Origin of the sequence: Gilliamella sp. wkB18, from assembly GCF_001690875.1 — a bacterium.
In the GTDB taxonomy this organism is placed as follows: Bacteria; Pseudomonadota; Gammaproteobacteria; order Enterobacterales; family Orbaceae; genus Gilliamella; species Gilliamella apicola_A.
In genome coordinates, this window is the sequence record NZ_LZHM01000057.1 from 15,718 (window position 1) to 32,693 (window position 16,976).

The 16,976-nt window shown below is 38.0% G+C and carries 12 protein-coding genes; 10 read left to right on the forward strand and 2 right to left on the reverse strand.

What is annotated here, in order from left to right; all coding sequences use genetic code 11:
• Positions 1 to 4: 4 nt before the first annotated feature.
• Complete coding sequence (locus A9G48_RS06350) at positions 5 to 619, reverse strand: DMSO/selenate family reductase complex B subunit (protein ID WP_034947146.1); 615 nt, start codon at positions 617 to 619, stop codon at positions 5 to 7.
• Positions 620 to 640: 21 nt separating this feature from the next.
• Positions 641 to 3,094: a DMSO/selenate family reductase complex A subunit gene (locus A9G48_RS06355; protein ID WP_034947149.1), complete on the reverse strand. Its 2,454-nt coding sequence runs from the start codon at positions 3,092 to 3,094 to the stop codon at positions 641 to 643.
• Between the two features lie 235 nt (positions 3,095 to 3,329).
• Here A9G48_RS06355 and parE point away from each other — a divergent pair, with 235 nt between their 5' ends.
• The 10 genes from parE to A9G48_RS06405 form a co-directional block, all read left to right on the forward strand.
• Positions 3,330 to 5,219 (forward strand): DNA topoisomerase IV subunit B, encoded by a 1,890-nt coding sequence (parE, locus tag A9G48_RS06360; RefSeq protein WP_065575961.1) that lies wholly within the window; start codon positions 3,330 to 3,332, stop codon positions 5,217 to 5,219.
• Between the two features lie 27 nt (positions 5,220 to 5,246).
• On the forward strand, positions 5,247 to 7,475 hold the full coding sequence (parC, locus tag A9G48_RS06365; RefSeq protein ID WP_065575962.1) for a DNA topoisomerase IV subunit A: 2,229 nt from the start codon (positions 5,247 to 5,249) through the stop codon (positions 7,473 to 7,475).
• Between the two features lies 1 nt (position 7,476).
• Positions 7,477 to 8,319, forward strand: coding sequence for a co-chaperone DjlA (gene djlA / locus A9G48_RS06370; RefSeq protein ID WP_034947608.1), 843 nt, complete (start codon positions 7,477 to 7,479; stop codon positions 8,317 to 8,319).
• Between the two features lie 14 nt (positions 8,320 to 8,333).
• The gene (locus A9G48_RS06375; protein WP_034947611.1) at positions 8,334 to 9,776 is read left to right on the forward strand and encodes a TrkH family potassium uptake protein; all 1,443 of its coding nucleotides are present in this window, start codon (positions 8,334 to 8,336) and stop codon (positions 9,774 to 9,776) included.
• 141 nt (positions 9,777 to 9,917) lie between these two features.
• Positions 9,918 to 11,492, forward strand: a complete 1,575-nt coding sequence (locus A9G48_RS06380) for a TerC family protein (RefSeq protein ID WP_034947157.1) — start codon at positions 9,918 to 9,920, stop codon at positions 11,490 to 11,492.
• A gap of 192 nt (positions 11,493 to 11,684) precedes the next feature.
• A complete protein-coding gene (locus A9G48_RS06385) occupies positions 11,685 to 12,995 on the forward strand; it encodes an NCS2 family permease (protein ID WP_034947160.1) in 1,311 nt (436 codons plus the stop codon).
• Positions 12,996 to 13,292: 297 nt separating this feature from the next.
• Complete coding sequence (gene rpsL, locus A9G48_RS06390) at positions 13,293 to 13,667, forward strand: 30S ribosomal protein S12 (protein WP_034883792.1); 375 nt, start codon at positions 13,293 to 13,295, stop codon at positions 13,665 to 13,667.
• A gap of 99 nt (positions 13,668 to 13,766) precedes the next feature.
• A complete protein-coding gene (gene rpsG, locus A9G48_RS06395; RefSeq protein WP_034915550.1) occupies positions 13,767 to 14,237 on the forward strand; it encodes a 30S ribosomal protein S7 in 471 nt (156 codons plus the stop codon).
• 109 nt (positions 14,238 to 14,346) lie between these two features.
• Complete coding sequence (gene fusA, locus A9G48_RS06400; protein WP_034947164.1) at positions 14,347 to 16,449, forward strand: elongation factor G; 2,103 nt, start codon at positions 14,347 to 14,349, stop codon at positions 16,447 to 16,449.
• 68 nt (positions 16,450 to 16,517) lie between these two features.
• On the forward strand, positions 16,518 to 16,976 hold a 459-nt coding region (locus A9G48_RS06405), incomplete at its 3' end, for a GTP-binding protein (protein ID WP_081299253.1).

Consider the following 16,976-nt stretch of genomic DNA (forward strand, 5'->3'; position numbering starts at 1 on the left):
TAACTTATACCTCCTCAGGATTAAGTACTTTACCTAAGGTATCACCAGACGTCTTGGCATGTGCATGTGGTTTTATCACAATATTAGGTTTAGTAAGCAGTGAACTTGGTAGTGGTGCAATATTGCATTGATTACCATAACGGTGACGTAGTTTTTCAATTTCGTCAAAATCCAACGCACGCTGAGGACAAGATTCAACGCATACTGGTTTTAAACCTTCGGCTACACGTTCATAACAGCCATCACATTTTGACATGACCTTTTTTTGATGATCAAATTGCGGTGCTCCATAAGGACAACGCATTTCGCAATATCGACAACCAATACAAACGTCTTGATTAACAACCACTAAACCATCTTGCTTTCGTTTATGCATCGCACCTGTTGGGCAACCTTGTACACAGGCTGGTTCTTCACAATGATTACACGAGATAGATAAATAATAGGTAAAGGTATCGTTTTGCCACATACCATCAACCAGCTGCCAAGTACCTCCACCATATTCATAAACACGGCGAAAATGAACACCTAACGCATTATCTTTCTCGTCTTTACAACTGAGTTGGCAGGTTTTGCAACCGGTACATTTTGAAGAATCAATATAAAATCCATATTGCATTTTAATTATCCGCTCTTTAATTTACGATGTTAACCCTACAACCAATAATGGTTTAATTTCAACCAGATTGGTATGCTGTGGATTCGATTTTGCAAGTACTGTTGGGCGCAATGATGTTAAGCGATTAATACATCCGCCAATATCGATGCCTGTTACATTAGTTTTAGCCCATAAACCTTGAGGAATTGCAATCACTCCTGGTAATATACGTGACGTAACTTTAGCAGGAATATACAAACGACCACGATCGTTATAAACCTCGACCAATTGCCCATGCTTAATCTGCCTTTGCTCGGCATCGAATGGATTAATCCAAAGGCTGTTAGCAACAGCTTCACGCAATTGTGGTAAATTACTATAAGAGGAATGACATTGCCCTTTAGTATGAAACCCGATAAGTTGCAACGGGTATTTTTTACGTTTTGCTTTATCTTCGCTTCCTTCGATAGCCGGCAAATATGCAGGAATTGGATAAAGTTTATCATCTTCATCAAACTCCCATTCACTAGCAATTTTAGCTAATGCCTCCGAATAGATTTCAATTTTTCCTGATGGCGTACTTAAAGGATTTTTAAGAGGATCTTCTCTAAATGCTTGTAAACCAATCTGAGTATCACTATTAGTTAACTTACGATCAATTACCCCCATACCATCGGTTTCGGCAAAAGTTGGCAGATTAGGATTTTGTTTGCGGAGTTTTTCATAGCAATATTCTATCCACTCATCTTGAGTACGACCTTGAGTAAATTTATCTTTTACGCCTAGCTTTTCAGAAAGATCAGCTAATACATCATAAGCTGCACGGTTTTCCCAAAGCGGCTTAATTGCCCGTTGCATCCGGATTAAATAACTATAAGCACCTGATGCATAAGAGTTATTAATCAAATCATTATTTTCTACCGATGACACATCAGGTAGCAATAAATCCGCATATTTAGCTGATGCGGTCATATGCGTATCCCAAACAAGAATAAATTCACATTTAGATTCATCTTGCAAAATTTGGTGAGTGCGGTTGAGGTCAGCATGTTGATTACCAATAACATTACTTGCATAATTCCAAATAAATTTAATACCAACATCAAGTTTATCTTTACCAAGTAAATAAGAGTTTTTAGCTGTCATGCTGAGCGGATCTTCAATCGCTTTGGTCCATAAAAAAAATGGGATACTGGTTTTAATCGGATTTAGCAAACTTAAACCTGGAACAGGATAAGTCACACTCCCCCCCCAAGTTCCAATATTAGTGCCACGCTTACCAAACTGGCCAGTGATAATAGGCAATATCATAATAGCCCTTGTCGTATGCTCACCATTTTGCCAACGTTGTGCTCCCCAGCCTTGAGAAATCCATGCAGCTTTAGCATTCACAATATCGAGTGCTAGCTTACGAATTTGTGCTGCAGGAACACCTGTCTTTTTCGCTGCCCACTCTGGTGTTTTAGGCGTCCTATCGCCACCCAGTCCAAGAATATAAGATTTAAAATCACTAAAAGGCGGTGCACTGTCAGGCAACGATTCGGCATTCCAACCAACACAATATTGATTGAGCATCGTATCATCAATACGATCTTCTTCAAGTAAAGCATAACCAATAGCAGCAACTAACGCAGCATCGGTACCGGGAATAATCGGGATCCACTCAGCATTGTAACCGACAACACTTTCACTACGCCTTGGATCAATAATAATTACTCTCGCCTTGCTTTGTGATAATGCATTAAATAGCTCAGTAACTTGCCCGCCACCAGACATTCGCGTTTCTGCAATATTCTGTCCAAACATCACAACCAGATCAGAATATTTTATTTGGTCTAATAAAGATTCTTTTGCATTACCATAAATATAGGGTTGAATAGCAGTTATCTGTCCACTTGAATAGTCACCATGGTAATTTAAGTAACCACCTATAGTACTCAAAAACCGCTTACATGCATTGCGTCCCGAAATATTTGCACCCGTTGTGCCTGTACCATATTGATAATAAATAGCCTCGTTGCCATACTGATTAATGGTATATTTAAGTTTATTGGCTAGTAGGCTAATGGCTTCATCCCATGAAATACGTTTAAATTTACCTTCACCACGCTTACCAATGCGCAGCATAGGATACTTTAACCGTTCAGGATCATAAGTTCGCCAACGAACAGATCTGCCGCGAAGACAAGGGCGAATTTGATGCAAGCCAAAAACGGAATCATTAATCCCATCTTCTGACGTTATTTTAGTAATAATATCGTTTTTGACATGAACTTTTAAAGGACAACGACTACCACAGTTTACCAAACAAGCACTATAAAAAATTTTTTCTTGATTATTTGGATTAGGAATTTCGTTATTGCTTGCACTTTTACTCGGTTCAGCATAAGAAAAAGGCACCTGCATATTACTTACTAATGCAGCAATTCCACTAGCTGCAATGGACTTTTGTAAAAAATGACGCCGACTAATTTTATTATTTTCTGATTTACTCATATTATTCCCTTAATTTTATATGGGATTTATTTATCATAATCCCCTTATTAAAATAATAAAACTCAAATTTGGCACAAATCACCATTAATCTTAAATAATTGATGAAGTAAGAATATTCATTAACTAATTTACAAGCAAAAAACCTTTTTGTACTTTATGATCAATTTAATCTCATACATCTTTTAAGAAAGATTGGTATAATACTCTCTATTTATTCGAATGAAATAGACACGCTATGTCACAATCTACTTATAATGCTGTTGATATTGAAGTATTAAAAGGGCTTGATCCAGTTCGTCATCGACCTGGAATGTACACTGATACAAGCCGACCAAACCATTTAGGGCAGGAGGTCATTGATAACAGTGTTGATGAAGCTATCGCAGGTCATGCTCGTAAAGTTAAGGTTACCCTTTTTCAAGATAATTCACTAGAAGTTATCGACGATGGGCGAGGAATGCCAGTTGATATTCACCCTGAAGAAGGTGTGCCAGCGATTGAATTATTGCTTTGTCGTTTACATGCTGGCGGAAAGTTCTCGAACAAAAATTACCAATTTTCAGGTGGTTTACACGGTGTAGGTATTTCGGTAGTCAATGCATTATCAAAACGTGTTGAAGTTACAGTTCATCGTGATGGACAAGTGTACGAAATAGCTTTTGAAAACGGTAATAAAGTTGAAGATCTGCATATTACCGGCACTTGTGGCCGTCGTAATACAGGTACCAAAGTTCATTTTTGGCCTGACGAAAAATATTTTGATTCGCCTAGATTTTCTGTCCCACGCTTATCACATCTACTAAAAGCCAAAGCGGTGCTTTGCCCTGGTCTTGAAATTATTTTTAAAGATGAAATCAATAATACCGAACAACGTTGGTGTTATGAAGATGGCCTAAAAGATTATCTAATGGAATCTGTCAGTGGTTACTCTCTTTTACCAGAAACACCTTTTACAGGCAATCATACTGGCGAAACAGAAGCCGTAGAATGGGCACTGCTTTGGATGCCCGAAGGCGGAGAATTATTGACTGAAAGTTACGTTAACTTAATCCCAACCATACAAGGTGGTACCCATGTTAATGGTTTACGTCAAGGATTGTTAGACGCCATGCGTGAGTTTTGTGAGTTTCGCAATTTGTTACCACGAGGCTTAAAATTAACTGCTGATGATATTTGGGAACGTTGTGCTTATGTTATTTCAGTCAAAATGCAAGAACCTCAATTTGCGGGTCAAACCAAAGAGCGTTTATCATCACGCCAATGCGCGGCATTTGTGTCGGCAATTGTTAAAGACGCTTTTAGCCTTTGGTTAAATCAACATGTTCAATTAGCTGAACTACTGGCTGAAATGGTGATTTCAAGCGCGCAAAAACGTTTAAAAGCTTCTAAAAAGGTTATTCGCAAAAAGCTGACTAGTGGTCCTGCACTACCCGGGAAACTGGCTGATTGCTCATCGCAAGATTTAAGTCGTACTGAACTATTTTTAGTGGAAGGCGATTCCGCGGGAGGTTCGGCTAAACAAGCGCGAGATCGTGAATATCAAGCCATTATGCCTCTTAAAGGCAAAATCTTAAATACATGGGAAGTCTCGTCCGATGAAGTACTCGGCTCACAAGAAATCCATGATATTTCAGTTGCTATCGGTATCGATCCAGATAGCGATGATTTAAGCCAATTACGTTATGGTAAAATCTGTATTTTAGCCGATGCCGACTCAGATGGACTACATATTGCAACATTACTTTGTGCTTTATTTGTTCGGCACTTTCGTACCATGGTTGAACATGGGCATGTCTTTGTTGCTATGCCGCCGCTTTACCGCATCGATTTAGGAAAAGAAGTTCATTACGCCCTAGATGAAGAAGAAAAAGAAGGCATTTTAGAACAGCTTAAACGTAAAAAAGGCAAACCCAATGTGCAGCGCTTTAAAGGTCTAGGTGAAATGAATCCACTACAACTACGCGAAACAACAATGAATCCCAATACGCGTCGTTTAGTGCAGCTTTCGCTTGATGATGCTGAGCAAACGATGGCATTAATGGATATGCTACTTGCTAAAAAACGCTCAGAAGATCGCCGCGAATGGTTACAAGAAAAAGGCGATCAAGTTGAACTTGATGTCTAATAAACTGAATGATTTAGAGGAACAATAATGAGTGAGATAACTCATGACGGAGTAGAAATCCAGTCGTTACGCACCTTTACCGAAAGTGCCTATTTAAACTACTCAATGTATGTCATTATGGATCGTGCGCTACCATTTATTGGTGATGGCTTAAAGCCTGTGCAACGGCGCATTGTTTATGCTATGTCAGAATTAGGGCTTAATGCGCAAGCTAAATTCAAAAAATCAGCCCGTACCGTGGGTGATGTACTTGGTAAATATCATCCTCATGGTGATAGCGCCTGTTACGAAGCTATGGTACTAATGGCTCAGCCATTTTCTTACCGTTACCCTTTAGTTGATGGGCAAGGTAACTGGGGGGCACCTGATGATCCTAAATCATTTGCAGCAATGCGTTACACTGAATCACGCTTATCAAAATATGCCGAGCTATTATTAGGTGAATTAGGTCAAGGAACGGTTGATTATACGCCTAACTTTGATGGCACTTTACAAGAACCGAAAATGTTACCAGCCAGATTGCCAAATATTTTATTAAATGGCACAACAGGGATTGCGGTTGGTATGGCAACTGATATTCCGCCTCATAACATTCGCGAAGTAGCGAATGCCGCGATGATGCTGGCTGATAATCCGAATGCGACACTCAGCGAAGTGATGGCTCACATACAAGGGCCTGACTTCCCTACTGAAGCCGAAATTATCACGCCACGTGACGATATCGAAAAGATCTACAAAACAGGACGTGGGTCAATTCGTATGCGTGCAGTGTGGAAAAAAGAAGACGGTGATATTGTTATTACCGATTTGCCACATCAAGTTTCAGGCGCCAAAATTTTAGAGCAAATTGCTTCGCAAATGCGCGCTAAAAAACTGCCTTTAATTGAAGATTTGCGTGATGAGTCTGATCACGAAAATCCAACTCGCTTAGTCATTGTGCCGCGTTCAAATCGAGTCGATTTAGAGCAAGTCATGAATCATTTATTTGCCACAACCGATCTCGAAAAAAGTTATCGGGTTAATATGAATATGATTGGGCTTGATAATCGCCCATCAGTAAAAGGCTTAGTTGAAATTCTTACTGAATGGCTAGAGTATCGAAAATACACCGTTACTCGACGTTTAAATTATCGCTTAGATAAAATATTAAAACGATTGCATATCCTTGATGGTTTATTGATTGCGTTTTTAAACATCGATGAAGTTATCGAAATTATTCGCAACGAAGACGAACCAAAGCAAGAGTTAATGAGCCGTTTTGCATTAACCGATATTCAAGCCGAAGCGATTTTAGAGTTAAAACTCCGCTATTTAGCCAAACTTGAAGAAGTCCGCATTAAAGGTGAACAAAATGAGCTTGCTAAAGAACGTGATCACTTGCAAACTTTATTAGCTTCACCTAAAAAGCTGAGTAATTTAATTAAAAAAGAGCTAAAAGAAGATGCTGAAAAATATGGTGATGAGCGCCGTTCACCAATTGTTGAACGTAGCGAAGCTAAAGCAATCAGTGAACAAGAATTAACCCCATCAGAGCCGGTTACTGTGATTTTATCTGAAATGGGCTGGGTTAGAACAGCTAAAGGGCATGATATTGATCCTGTTGGCTTAAGTTATAAAGCAGGTGATAGTTTTAAAGCGGCAGCTAAAGGAAAAAGTAATCAACCCGTTATCTTTATCGATTCAACAGGCCGTAGCTATGCCATAGATCCCAACACATTACCTTCAGCACGAAGCCAAGGCGAACCATTGACTGGTAAATTAGCACTGCCTGCTGATGCAACTGTTGAACATGTGCTCATGTCTCAAAATGATAATCAAAAATACTTATTTGCTTCAAGTGCCGGTTATGGCTTTATTTGTCAATTTAGTGATTTGGTTGCTCGCAATCGTAATGGTAAAGCAATTATTAATTTACCTAAAGAATCCAGGATACTGATGCCAATCGAAATTACATCTGAAGATAGTTTGCTGCTATCAATCACCAAAGAAGGCCGGATGCTCATATTTCCTGTAAAAGATTTACCTGAGCTTGCCAAAGGTAAAGGAAATAAAATAGTATCGCTTTCAGGCGCTAATGATTGCCTTGCTTATACTCTATTAATTACGCAAGACACATCAATAACGTTATATGTTGGTAAACGCAAACTTACATTATATCCTGCTGATTTACAAAAATTTAAGGCAGAACGAGCACGAAAAGGCACAGCATTACCACGAGGCTTACAGAAGATAGATAAAATTGAGGTAAATGAATAATATGTCTTTTATCTGGGCAATAATTACAGGCTTTGTATTAAGTATTGTATTAAAAACAGGATGGGGGTTTATGCTCGGCCTATTTATTGGGCCAATGCTTTACCGCACATTTTGTAATAAATTAACCGAACAAAGTACACAAGCAAATCCAACACTTTATTTGACTGTTGTTTTTGAAGTATTAGGCCATTTAAGCAAATCTAAAGGCGTTGTAACACAAGATGATATAAATCTTGCTCGTCAATTTATGGACCAATTACAACTCGATAGCAACGGTCGACAGCTTGCTCAAGAATCTTTCAATCAAGGTAAAGCTAGTGATTACCCTCTTAGATCTCGCTTAAAACAATTATATACACAATATCGTTTCAGGCGTAATGTGTTGAATATTTTTTGTGAGCAACTGATACAATCGGCATTAGTCGACGGTAATTTAGATGAAAAAGAGTCAAAAATTTTGTTCATTGTGGCAGAAGAATTTAATATTCCTCGTCAACAAATGGCAATGTATATTCAAATGATGATGGGCAGTTACCATTTTCATCAAAAAAATACTAACCAACAAGAGCGTAGCCAGTATCAACACAAAAATAATAGCTATAATGGTTATCAAGGCTATTCTACGCAATCAGATCTACAAAATGCCTACAGAATACTGGGTATTAAATTAAACGCCGAAATTTCGGAAATAAAAAGGGCTTATCGAAAATTAATGAATGAGCACCATCCAGATAAACTTGTATCAAAAGGTTTGCCTAAAGAGATGCTCGAAGCAGCAAAAAAACGTGCTCAAGAGATCCAAGCTGCTTATGATCTTATCAAAGCAGCTCGTGGATTCAAATAGAGATAAATACTATGATACATTGGCGATCAATTATCAGAATTGTTGGTTTATTAATTTTACTATTGTCGGTGTTCATGTTATTGCCAGCGATTATTGCATTAATCTATCGTGATGGTGCTGGGGCAATTTTTGTTCGCTCTTTTTTTGCTGCTTTAATTTTAGGATTTGCACTATGGTTCCCGAATCGGGAACATCGCCACGAACTGAGCACACGTGAAGGTTTTTTTATCGTTGTACTATTTTGGGTTGTACTTGGTACTATCGGCGCTTTTCCTTTTATTTTTGATACCCATATTAATTTAAACTTAACCACAGCCTTCTTTGAATCTTTTTCAAGCCTTACCACAACTGGAGCAACAACGATTGTTAAATTAGATCACCTACCTAAAGCCTTACTTTTTTATCGTCAATTATTACAATGGTTAGGTGGTATGGGTATTATTGTGCTAGCAGTAGCAATCCTACCGTTATTGGGTGTTGGAGGCATGCAACTTTATCGTGCGGAAATCCCAGGGCCACAAAAAGATAGCAAAATGCGACCACGTATTGCAGAAACAGCCAAAACACTTTGGTCAATTTATATTTTGCTTACAACGCTTTGTGCTATTTGTCTTTGGCTGGCCGGTATGAATATATTTGATGCTGTGTCACATAGTTTCTCAACAATATCAATGGGAGGGTTTTCAACCCATGATGATAATTTAGCTTACTTTAACAGTCCTATAATCAATTATATCGTCACCCTCTTTTTGATTTTATCAGGCTGTAATTTTGCGCTCCATTTTGCCGCGCTAAGTGGTTTTTCGATTAAAGATTACTGGCGTGATCAAGAGTTCAGAACATTTATATTTATTCTACTGATATTAATTGCTATCTGCACAATTGTTATCTATTTCTATAAACCACACCGTCTGAGCATTGATAAAATTATCTTACAAGTGGTATCCATATCATCAACAGCTGGCTTTAGTGTCGATGACATCAACACATGGCCATCACCATTGCCAATATTCTTATTGTGCGCTTCATTCATTGGTGGTTGTGCGGGATCAACAGGGGGAGGTTTAAAAGTAGTTCGAGTGATAATTTTGTTTATGCAAGGCTCTCGAGAGTTAAAGCGTCTTATTCATCCAAATGCTATTTATACGTTAAAATTAAATAATCGTGTAGTCCCAGAACGAATTATTGAAGCGGTCTGGGGATTTTTTTCGGCCTATGCATTAGTTTTTTTAGTTAGCCTGTTTGTTATCATGGCAACAGGTATCAATACTATCGATTCTTTTTATATTGTTGCCTCATCACTTAATAATCTAGGTGTTGGACTTGGAAATGTCAGTGATAATTTTGCTAGTGTTAGTGATGTAGTTAAATGGGTTATGGCAGTTGATATGCTATTTGGGCGTCTGGAAATATTTACCCTACTTGTTTTATTTACCCCAACATTCTGGCGAAGCTAAATTTTCATGCTAATACTAATAAAACATTAATTTTTTTCAAAACACACAAATTTTATAAATATTTTATTGATTATTTAGTAAATTACAGACAGAATTATTAAGCAGCATGTGCTGTGTTTATTAGAGGTAATCACCTGACATATGGAATGGATCATGGATCCTACAATCTGGATTGGCCTATCCACTCTAGTTGTACTTGAAATCGTCCTTGGTATTGATAATATTGTTTTTATTGCCATTCTTGCCGAGAAACTTCCACCCCAACAACGAGATAAGGCCCGCGTTACTGGTCTTGCTTTTGCCTTAATTACACGCGTTTTATTATTAATGTTTACGGGATGGTTAGTCACACTCACTACACCACTATTTTCAATATCTGGAATTAGCTTCAACGCACGTCAACTGATTATGTTAATCGGGGGGATATTTTTACTATTTAAAGCTACAATGGAGCTCAATGAGCGCCTTGAAGGGTCTTCTCATGAAGAGGGTAAACCCCAAAAAACTTCACATTTTTGGACAGTTGTTGCACAAATTGTTGTACTTGATGCGGTATTTTCACTTGATTCAGTTATTACTGCTGTAGGAATGGTTGAAAATATTCCAGTAATGATTATTGCTGTTTGTATAGCAATTGGCATTATGATGGTCGCCAGTAAACCATTAGCCATTTTTGTCAATTCACACCCAACGATTGTTATTCTTTGTTTAAGTTTCTTATTAATGATCGGCTTTAGCTTAGTTGCTGAAGGTTTTGGTTTTATGATTCCAAAAGGCTACTTATATGCGGCAATTGGTTTTTCAATTATGATTGAATTTTTTAATCAACTTGCCATATTTAATCGCCGTAAAGCACTAAATAAAAAACCATTACGAGAACGGACTGCAGAAGCTATCTTACACTTACTTAAAGGTGATATTGAAGAAGATCCTGAGACTCACTCTATCGATACAATTTCAGATGCTAATAAAAAAGAATCCGTATTCAATCATCAAGAACTAAGCATGGTTGAACGAGTGCTTGGATTAGCTCAGCGATCTGTCAGTAGTATTATGACAGCTAGATTAGATGTTGATATGGTTAATATCAATGACGATCGCGAAACAATTTTAAAAGAGATTTTTGATAACCCACATTCACGTTTAGTCGTTACCGATAACGCCTCAATCGATGAGCCTTTAGGTATCATTCAAGTTAATGATCTATTAAAAGATATACTACAAAGTAAAGAACCAATTGATATTCACTCGCTTATCAAACAACCGCTGATCTTTCCTGAAACGGTATCGTTACTGGTTGCTTTAGAACAATTTAAAAAAGCTAAAACACATTTTGCTTTTGTAGTAGACGAGTTTGGTTCAATGCAGGGGGTTGTTTCAGTTACAGATATTATCGAAACCATTGCTGGCGATTTTCCAACGGAAAAAGAGGAAATTGATGCTAAACATGATATTCGATGTCTTGAAGATAATACTTGGATTGCTAATGGCTATATTCCTGTTGAAGAATTGATTCGATTTGTACCAATTCTCATTGATGATAAACGTGAATATCATACACTAGCAGGATTATTAATGGAAAAAGCTCAGCATTTGCTTAATGTTGGCGAAACCATTCAAATTGACAATTATCTATTTGAAGTGGTCGAAATAGAAAGTCATCGAATTTTGAAAGTAAAAATTATGCTAAACAAGCTCGATTCTGTAACAGAGTAATACTGTTTAGCGAAATAACCAGAATAACGCTTGACCAAAATAAATAACTGGCAATAATATCTTAGTAAAATTCCTAATTTAAGATGAGGAACGACAATTCCCCATCTTTTTTATTTTTACCTTTGCGTAAAAATAGATAGTGCTGTTCATAAATGGACATTATTACTTATCACTCACAATTGGGCCTAACCTATGAATTTAACGTTCGAAAAATTCTTTCAATTGAAAGAAAAAAAAACCACCGTCGGAACTGAAATTATTGCAGGATGTACAACTTTCCTCACTATGGTGTATATCATCTTCGTTAATCCGTCGATTTTATCTGCAACAGGGATGGATACCTCAGCAGTATTTGTTTTAACTTGTATCGTTACCGCCTTTGCATCGATTATAATGGGACTATTTGCCAATCTACCCATTGCTTTAGCGCCTGCTATGGGGCTAAATGTCTTTTTTGCTTATGGCATATGTGGCTCAATGGGCTACTCTTGGCAAATAGGCATGGGGGCTATATTTTGGGGTTCTTTAATATTCTTTGGATTATCACTATTTAAAGTCCGCCATTGGCTAATTGAACATATTCCACAATGTTTACGGATTGGAATTAGTGCAGGCATAGGACTATTTATTGCTTTTATGGGATTTCAAAATATGGGCATAGTAGTCAGTTCACCAACAACACTATTAACCATAGGCAATATTTTGTCACTTAACGTATTATTAGGATCACTTGGTTTTTTTATTATTATTATTTTAGCCGCTCGTAATTTTCATGCAGCAATATTAATTTCGATTTTAGTTGTAACTTTACTAGCACTATGGCTCGATCCTAATATCAGTTACCAAGGTATTGTGTCTATGCCACCAAGTGTTACCAGCGTTGTTGGTCATGTAGATCTAGTTGGATCGCTTAATATTGCCATCATGGGCGTTATTTTTTCAATAATGATTGTTAGCCTATTCGACTCATCGGGCACTATTTTGGCATTAACTGACAAAGCCGGCATTTCAGATGAAAAAGGACGCTTTCCCAAAATGCGCCAAGCATTATTAATCGACAGTTTCAGCTCATCACTTGGCGGACTTTTTGGTACATCATCAGTTTTAACTTATATTGAAAGCTCTGCTGGCATTTCTGTAGGTGGTCGCACTGGGCTAACTGCAGTAGTAATCGGAATATTATTCCTAATGATGATTTTTTTATCGCCTTTAGCTCATTTAGTGCCAACTTATGCTACATCTGGTGCTCTTATATTTGTTGGGATTTTAATGGTTTCTAGTTTGGTGAAAGTTGATTGGTCTGATTTAACCGATTCAACACCGGCATTTATTACAGCAATCATGATGCCATTTGCCTTTGCAATCACTGAAGGTGTAGCTCTTGGGTTTATCTCTTACGTGATTTTAAAAACCTTTACTGGTAAATTTAAAGAACTCAATCTTTGTGTAATTATTTTTGCTTTATTATTTATGCTAAAATTTATCTTTATTGATCACTATTAATCTTTAATTCCTCATCAATAAAGTTGATGAGGAAACCATTTTCTTCAAAGCCAAGATACCCTATCTTCAAAAAGATAAGCTTGAAAAATAAAAATCTTTATTACTCAAAATTCCTCTGTCTCACACTAATAAAAAATGGGGTTACTGATTAAACGTGAGCAAAAACTTGACATTATCTGTTCTGGAGTCTAAAATCTTGCGACCCAAAACTTCTATATATAGGTTTTGGTCTACAGTTGTTAATTACGTATCTAAAAAGCAATTTTAAATTTATTTCAATTAATCAGGAGCTTATTAATGGCAACAATTAATCAGCTGGTACGCAAACCAAGAGCATTAAAGGAAGCAAAAAGCAATGTTCCTGCCCTTGAAGCATGCCCGCAAAAACGCGGTGTTTGTACTCGTGTTTACACAACTACACCGAAAAAACCAAACTCAGCATTACGTAAAGTATGTCGTGTACGTTTAACCAACGGTTTTGAAGTTACTTCTTATATCGGTGGTGAAGGTCACAATCTACAAGAACATAGTGTAATTTTAATCCGTGGTGGTCGTGTTAAAGACTTACCAGGTGTTCGTTACCATACTGTTCGCGGTGCATTAGACTGTGCAGGTGTTAAAGATCGCAAACAAAGCCGTTCTAAATACGGTGTTAAACGACCTAAAGCTTAATGGAACTCCGTTAAGTAAGGCCAAACTATATAATTCCATTTAACTCATTTGAGTTTTGGGTAAACCTGAAAATTTATAACATATAAACGGAGTATTCCAATGCCACGTCGTCATGTTGTCGGTCAAAGAAAAATTCTTCCTGATCCGAAGTTCGGTTCAGAGTTACTGGCGAAATTTGTAAATATTTTAATGATAGATGGTAAAAAATCTATCGCAGAATCAATCGTATATTCAGCTCTTGATAAATTAGCTGAGCGTAGTGGAAAAGACCACTTAGCAGCTTTTGAAGTTGCACTAGATAACGTAAGACCAACTGTAGAAGTTAAGTCACGTCGAGTTGGTGGTTCTACATACCAAGTTCCTGTTGAGGTGCGTCCGGTTCGTCGTAATGCACTTGCAATGCGTTGGATTGTAGATGCTGCACGTAAACGTGGCGATAAATCAATGGCTTTACGCCTAGCGAATGAACTTATGGATGCTTTTGAAAACAAAGGCACTGCTGTGAAAAAACGCGAAGATGTTCATCGTATGGCTGAAGCTAATAGAGCGTTTGCCCACTATCGTTGGTAATCAATTCACTTGTAACAAGCGAATTGAAATTAAACTGATAGCCCATATCTGCTATCAGTCAACCTAAATGATAATTTATTAAGCAAACGATTCTAAACAGAGGATTAATATGGCTCGTACAACCCCTATAGCACGCTACCGCAATATCGGTATTAGTGCACACATTGACGCAGGTAAAACAACAACGACTGAGCGTATTTTGTTTTATACTGGTGTAAGTCACAAAATTGGTGAGGTTCATGATGGCGCAGCTACCATGGACTGGATGGAACAAGAACAAGAACGAGGTATTACTATCACCTCAGCCGCAACAACGGCATTCTGGTCTGGTATGGGTCAACAATTTGAACCACACCGTATCAATATTATCGATACTCCGGGACACGTAGACTTCACAATCGAAGTTGAACGTTCTATGCGCGTTCTTGATGGTGCTGTAATGGTTTACTGTGCAGTTGGTGGTGTTCAACCACAATCAGAAACAGTATGGCGTCAGGCAAACAAATATAAAGTTCCACGCATTGCATTTGTCAACAAAATGGACCGTATGGGTGCTAATTTCCTACGTGTTGTTGATCAAATCAAAACTCGTTTAGCCGCAGTTCCTGTGCCTTTAGTTTTACCAATTGGCGCTGAAGAAGCATTTACTGGTGTTGTTGATCTGCTTAAACGTAAAGCAATTAACTGGAATGATGCTGATCAAGGCGTAACTTTCACTTATGAAGATGTACCAGCTGACATGGTTGAACAAGTTGAAGAATGGCGTTCATACCTAATCGAAGCTGCGGCTGAAGCAAGTGAAGAGTTAATGGAAAAATACCTTGGTGGTGAAGAGTTAACTGAAGAAGAAGTGAAAGCAGCGTTACGTGAACGCGTACTTGCTAACGAAATCATCTTAGTCACTTGTGGTAGCGCCTTTAAAAACAAAGGTGTCCAATTCATGCTTGACGCTGTAGTTGAATATTTACCAGCACCAACTGATGTACCTGCAATTAAAGGTGAATTACAAAATGGCGAAGCAGCTGAACGTCACTCAAGCGATGATGAACCATTTTCATCTTTAGCGTTCAAAATTGCAACAGACCCATTTGTTGGTAACTTAACCTTCTTCCGCGTTTACTCAGGCGTTGTTAACTCTGGTGATACGGTTCTTAACTCAGTTAAAGATAAGAAAGAACGTTTTGGTCGTATCGTTCAGATGCATGCAAATAAACGTGAAGAAATTAAAGAAGTTCGCGCTGGTGATATTGCAGCTGCAATTGGTCTTAAAGATGTCACAACAGGTGACACGCTTTGTGCTGAAAGTGCTCCAATTATTCTTGAAAGAATGGAATTCCCTGAGCCGGTAATTTCGGTTGCAGTTGAACCAAAAACTAAAGCTGACCAAGAAAAAATGGGACTTGCTTTAGGAAGACTAGCTCAAGAAGACCCTTCATTCCGTGTTCACACTGATGAAGAATCAGGTCAAACCATTATTTCTGGTATGGGTGAGCTTCACTTAGAAATCATTGTTGACCGAATGAAACGTGAATTTAAAGTGGAAGCAAATGTTGGTAAACCACAAGTTGCTTACCGCGAAACAATTCGTAATGAGGTTGAACAAGAAGGTAAATTTGTTCGTCAGTCTGGTGGTCGCGGTCAATACGGTCATGTATGGTTAAAAATTAAACCATTGGAAGCTGGTGGCGAAGGCTACAAATTCAACAACGAAATCGTTGGTGGTGTGGTTCCTAAAGAATACATTCCTGCGGTTGACAAAGGCTGTCAAGAACAAATGAAAAACGGTGTTCTTGCTGGTTATCCAATTGTTGATGTTGAAGTTACTATCTTTGATGGTTCTTACCATGATGTTGACTCATCAGAAATGGCATTTAAAATTGCCGGTTCAATGGCATTTAAAGACGGCTTCATGAAAGCTAAACCTGTGCTTTTAGAACCGATTATGAAAGTAGAAGTTGAAACTCCAGAAGATTATATGGGTGATGTTATTGGTGATTTGAACCGTCGTCGCGGTATGATCGAAGGTATGGACGATACTGCAACTGGTAAAACAGTAAGAGCACAAGTTCCACTTTCAGAAATGTTTGGTTATGCAACAGACCTTCGTTCACAAACACAAGGTCGTGCTTCTTACTCTATGGAGTTCTTGAAGTACAATGAAGCACCAACAAATATTGCAACCGCAATTATTGAAGCTCGTAAAGCGAAATAATTTTTATATAAATAAAGTAACACTTCCCTTACAAATAAAGGGAAGTGATCTAATAAAGGAACATTAAGATGTCTAAAGAAAAATTTGAACGTACAAAACCCCACGTTAACGTTGGTACAATCGGCCACGTTGACCATGGTAAAACAACTTTAACAGCTGCAATTACTTCTGTTCTTGCTAAAAAATATGGCGGACAAGCACGTGCATTCGATCAGATCGATAACGCACCAGAAGAAAAAGCACGTGGTATCACCATCAATACTTCACACGTTGAATACGACACACCAACTCGTCACTACGCCCACGTAGACTGCCCAGGCCATGCTGACTATGTTAAAAACATGATCACCGGTGCAGCTCAAATGGATGGTGCTATTTTAGTAGTAGCAGCAACTGATGGTCCTATGCCACAAACTCGTGAACATATTCTTTTAGGTCGTCAAGTAGGTGTTCCTTACATTATCGTATTCTTAAACAAATGTGATATGGTTGACGATGAAGAACTATTAGAATTAGTTGAAATGGAA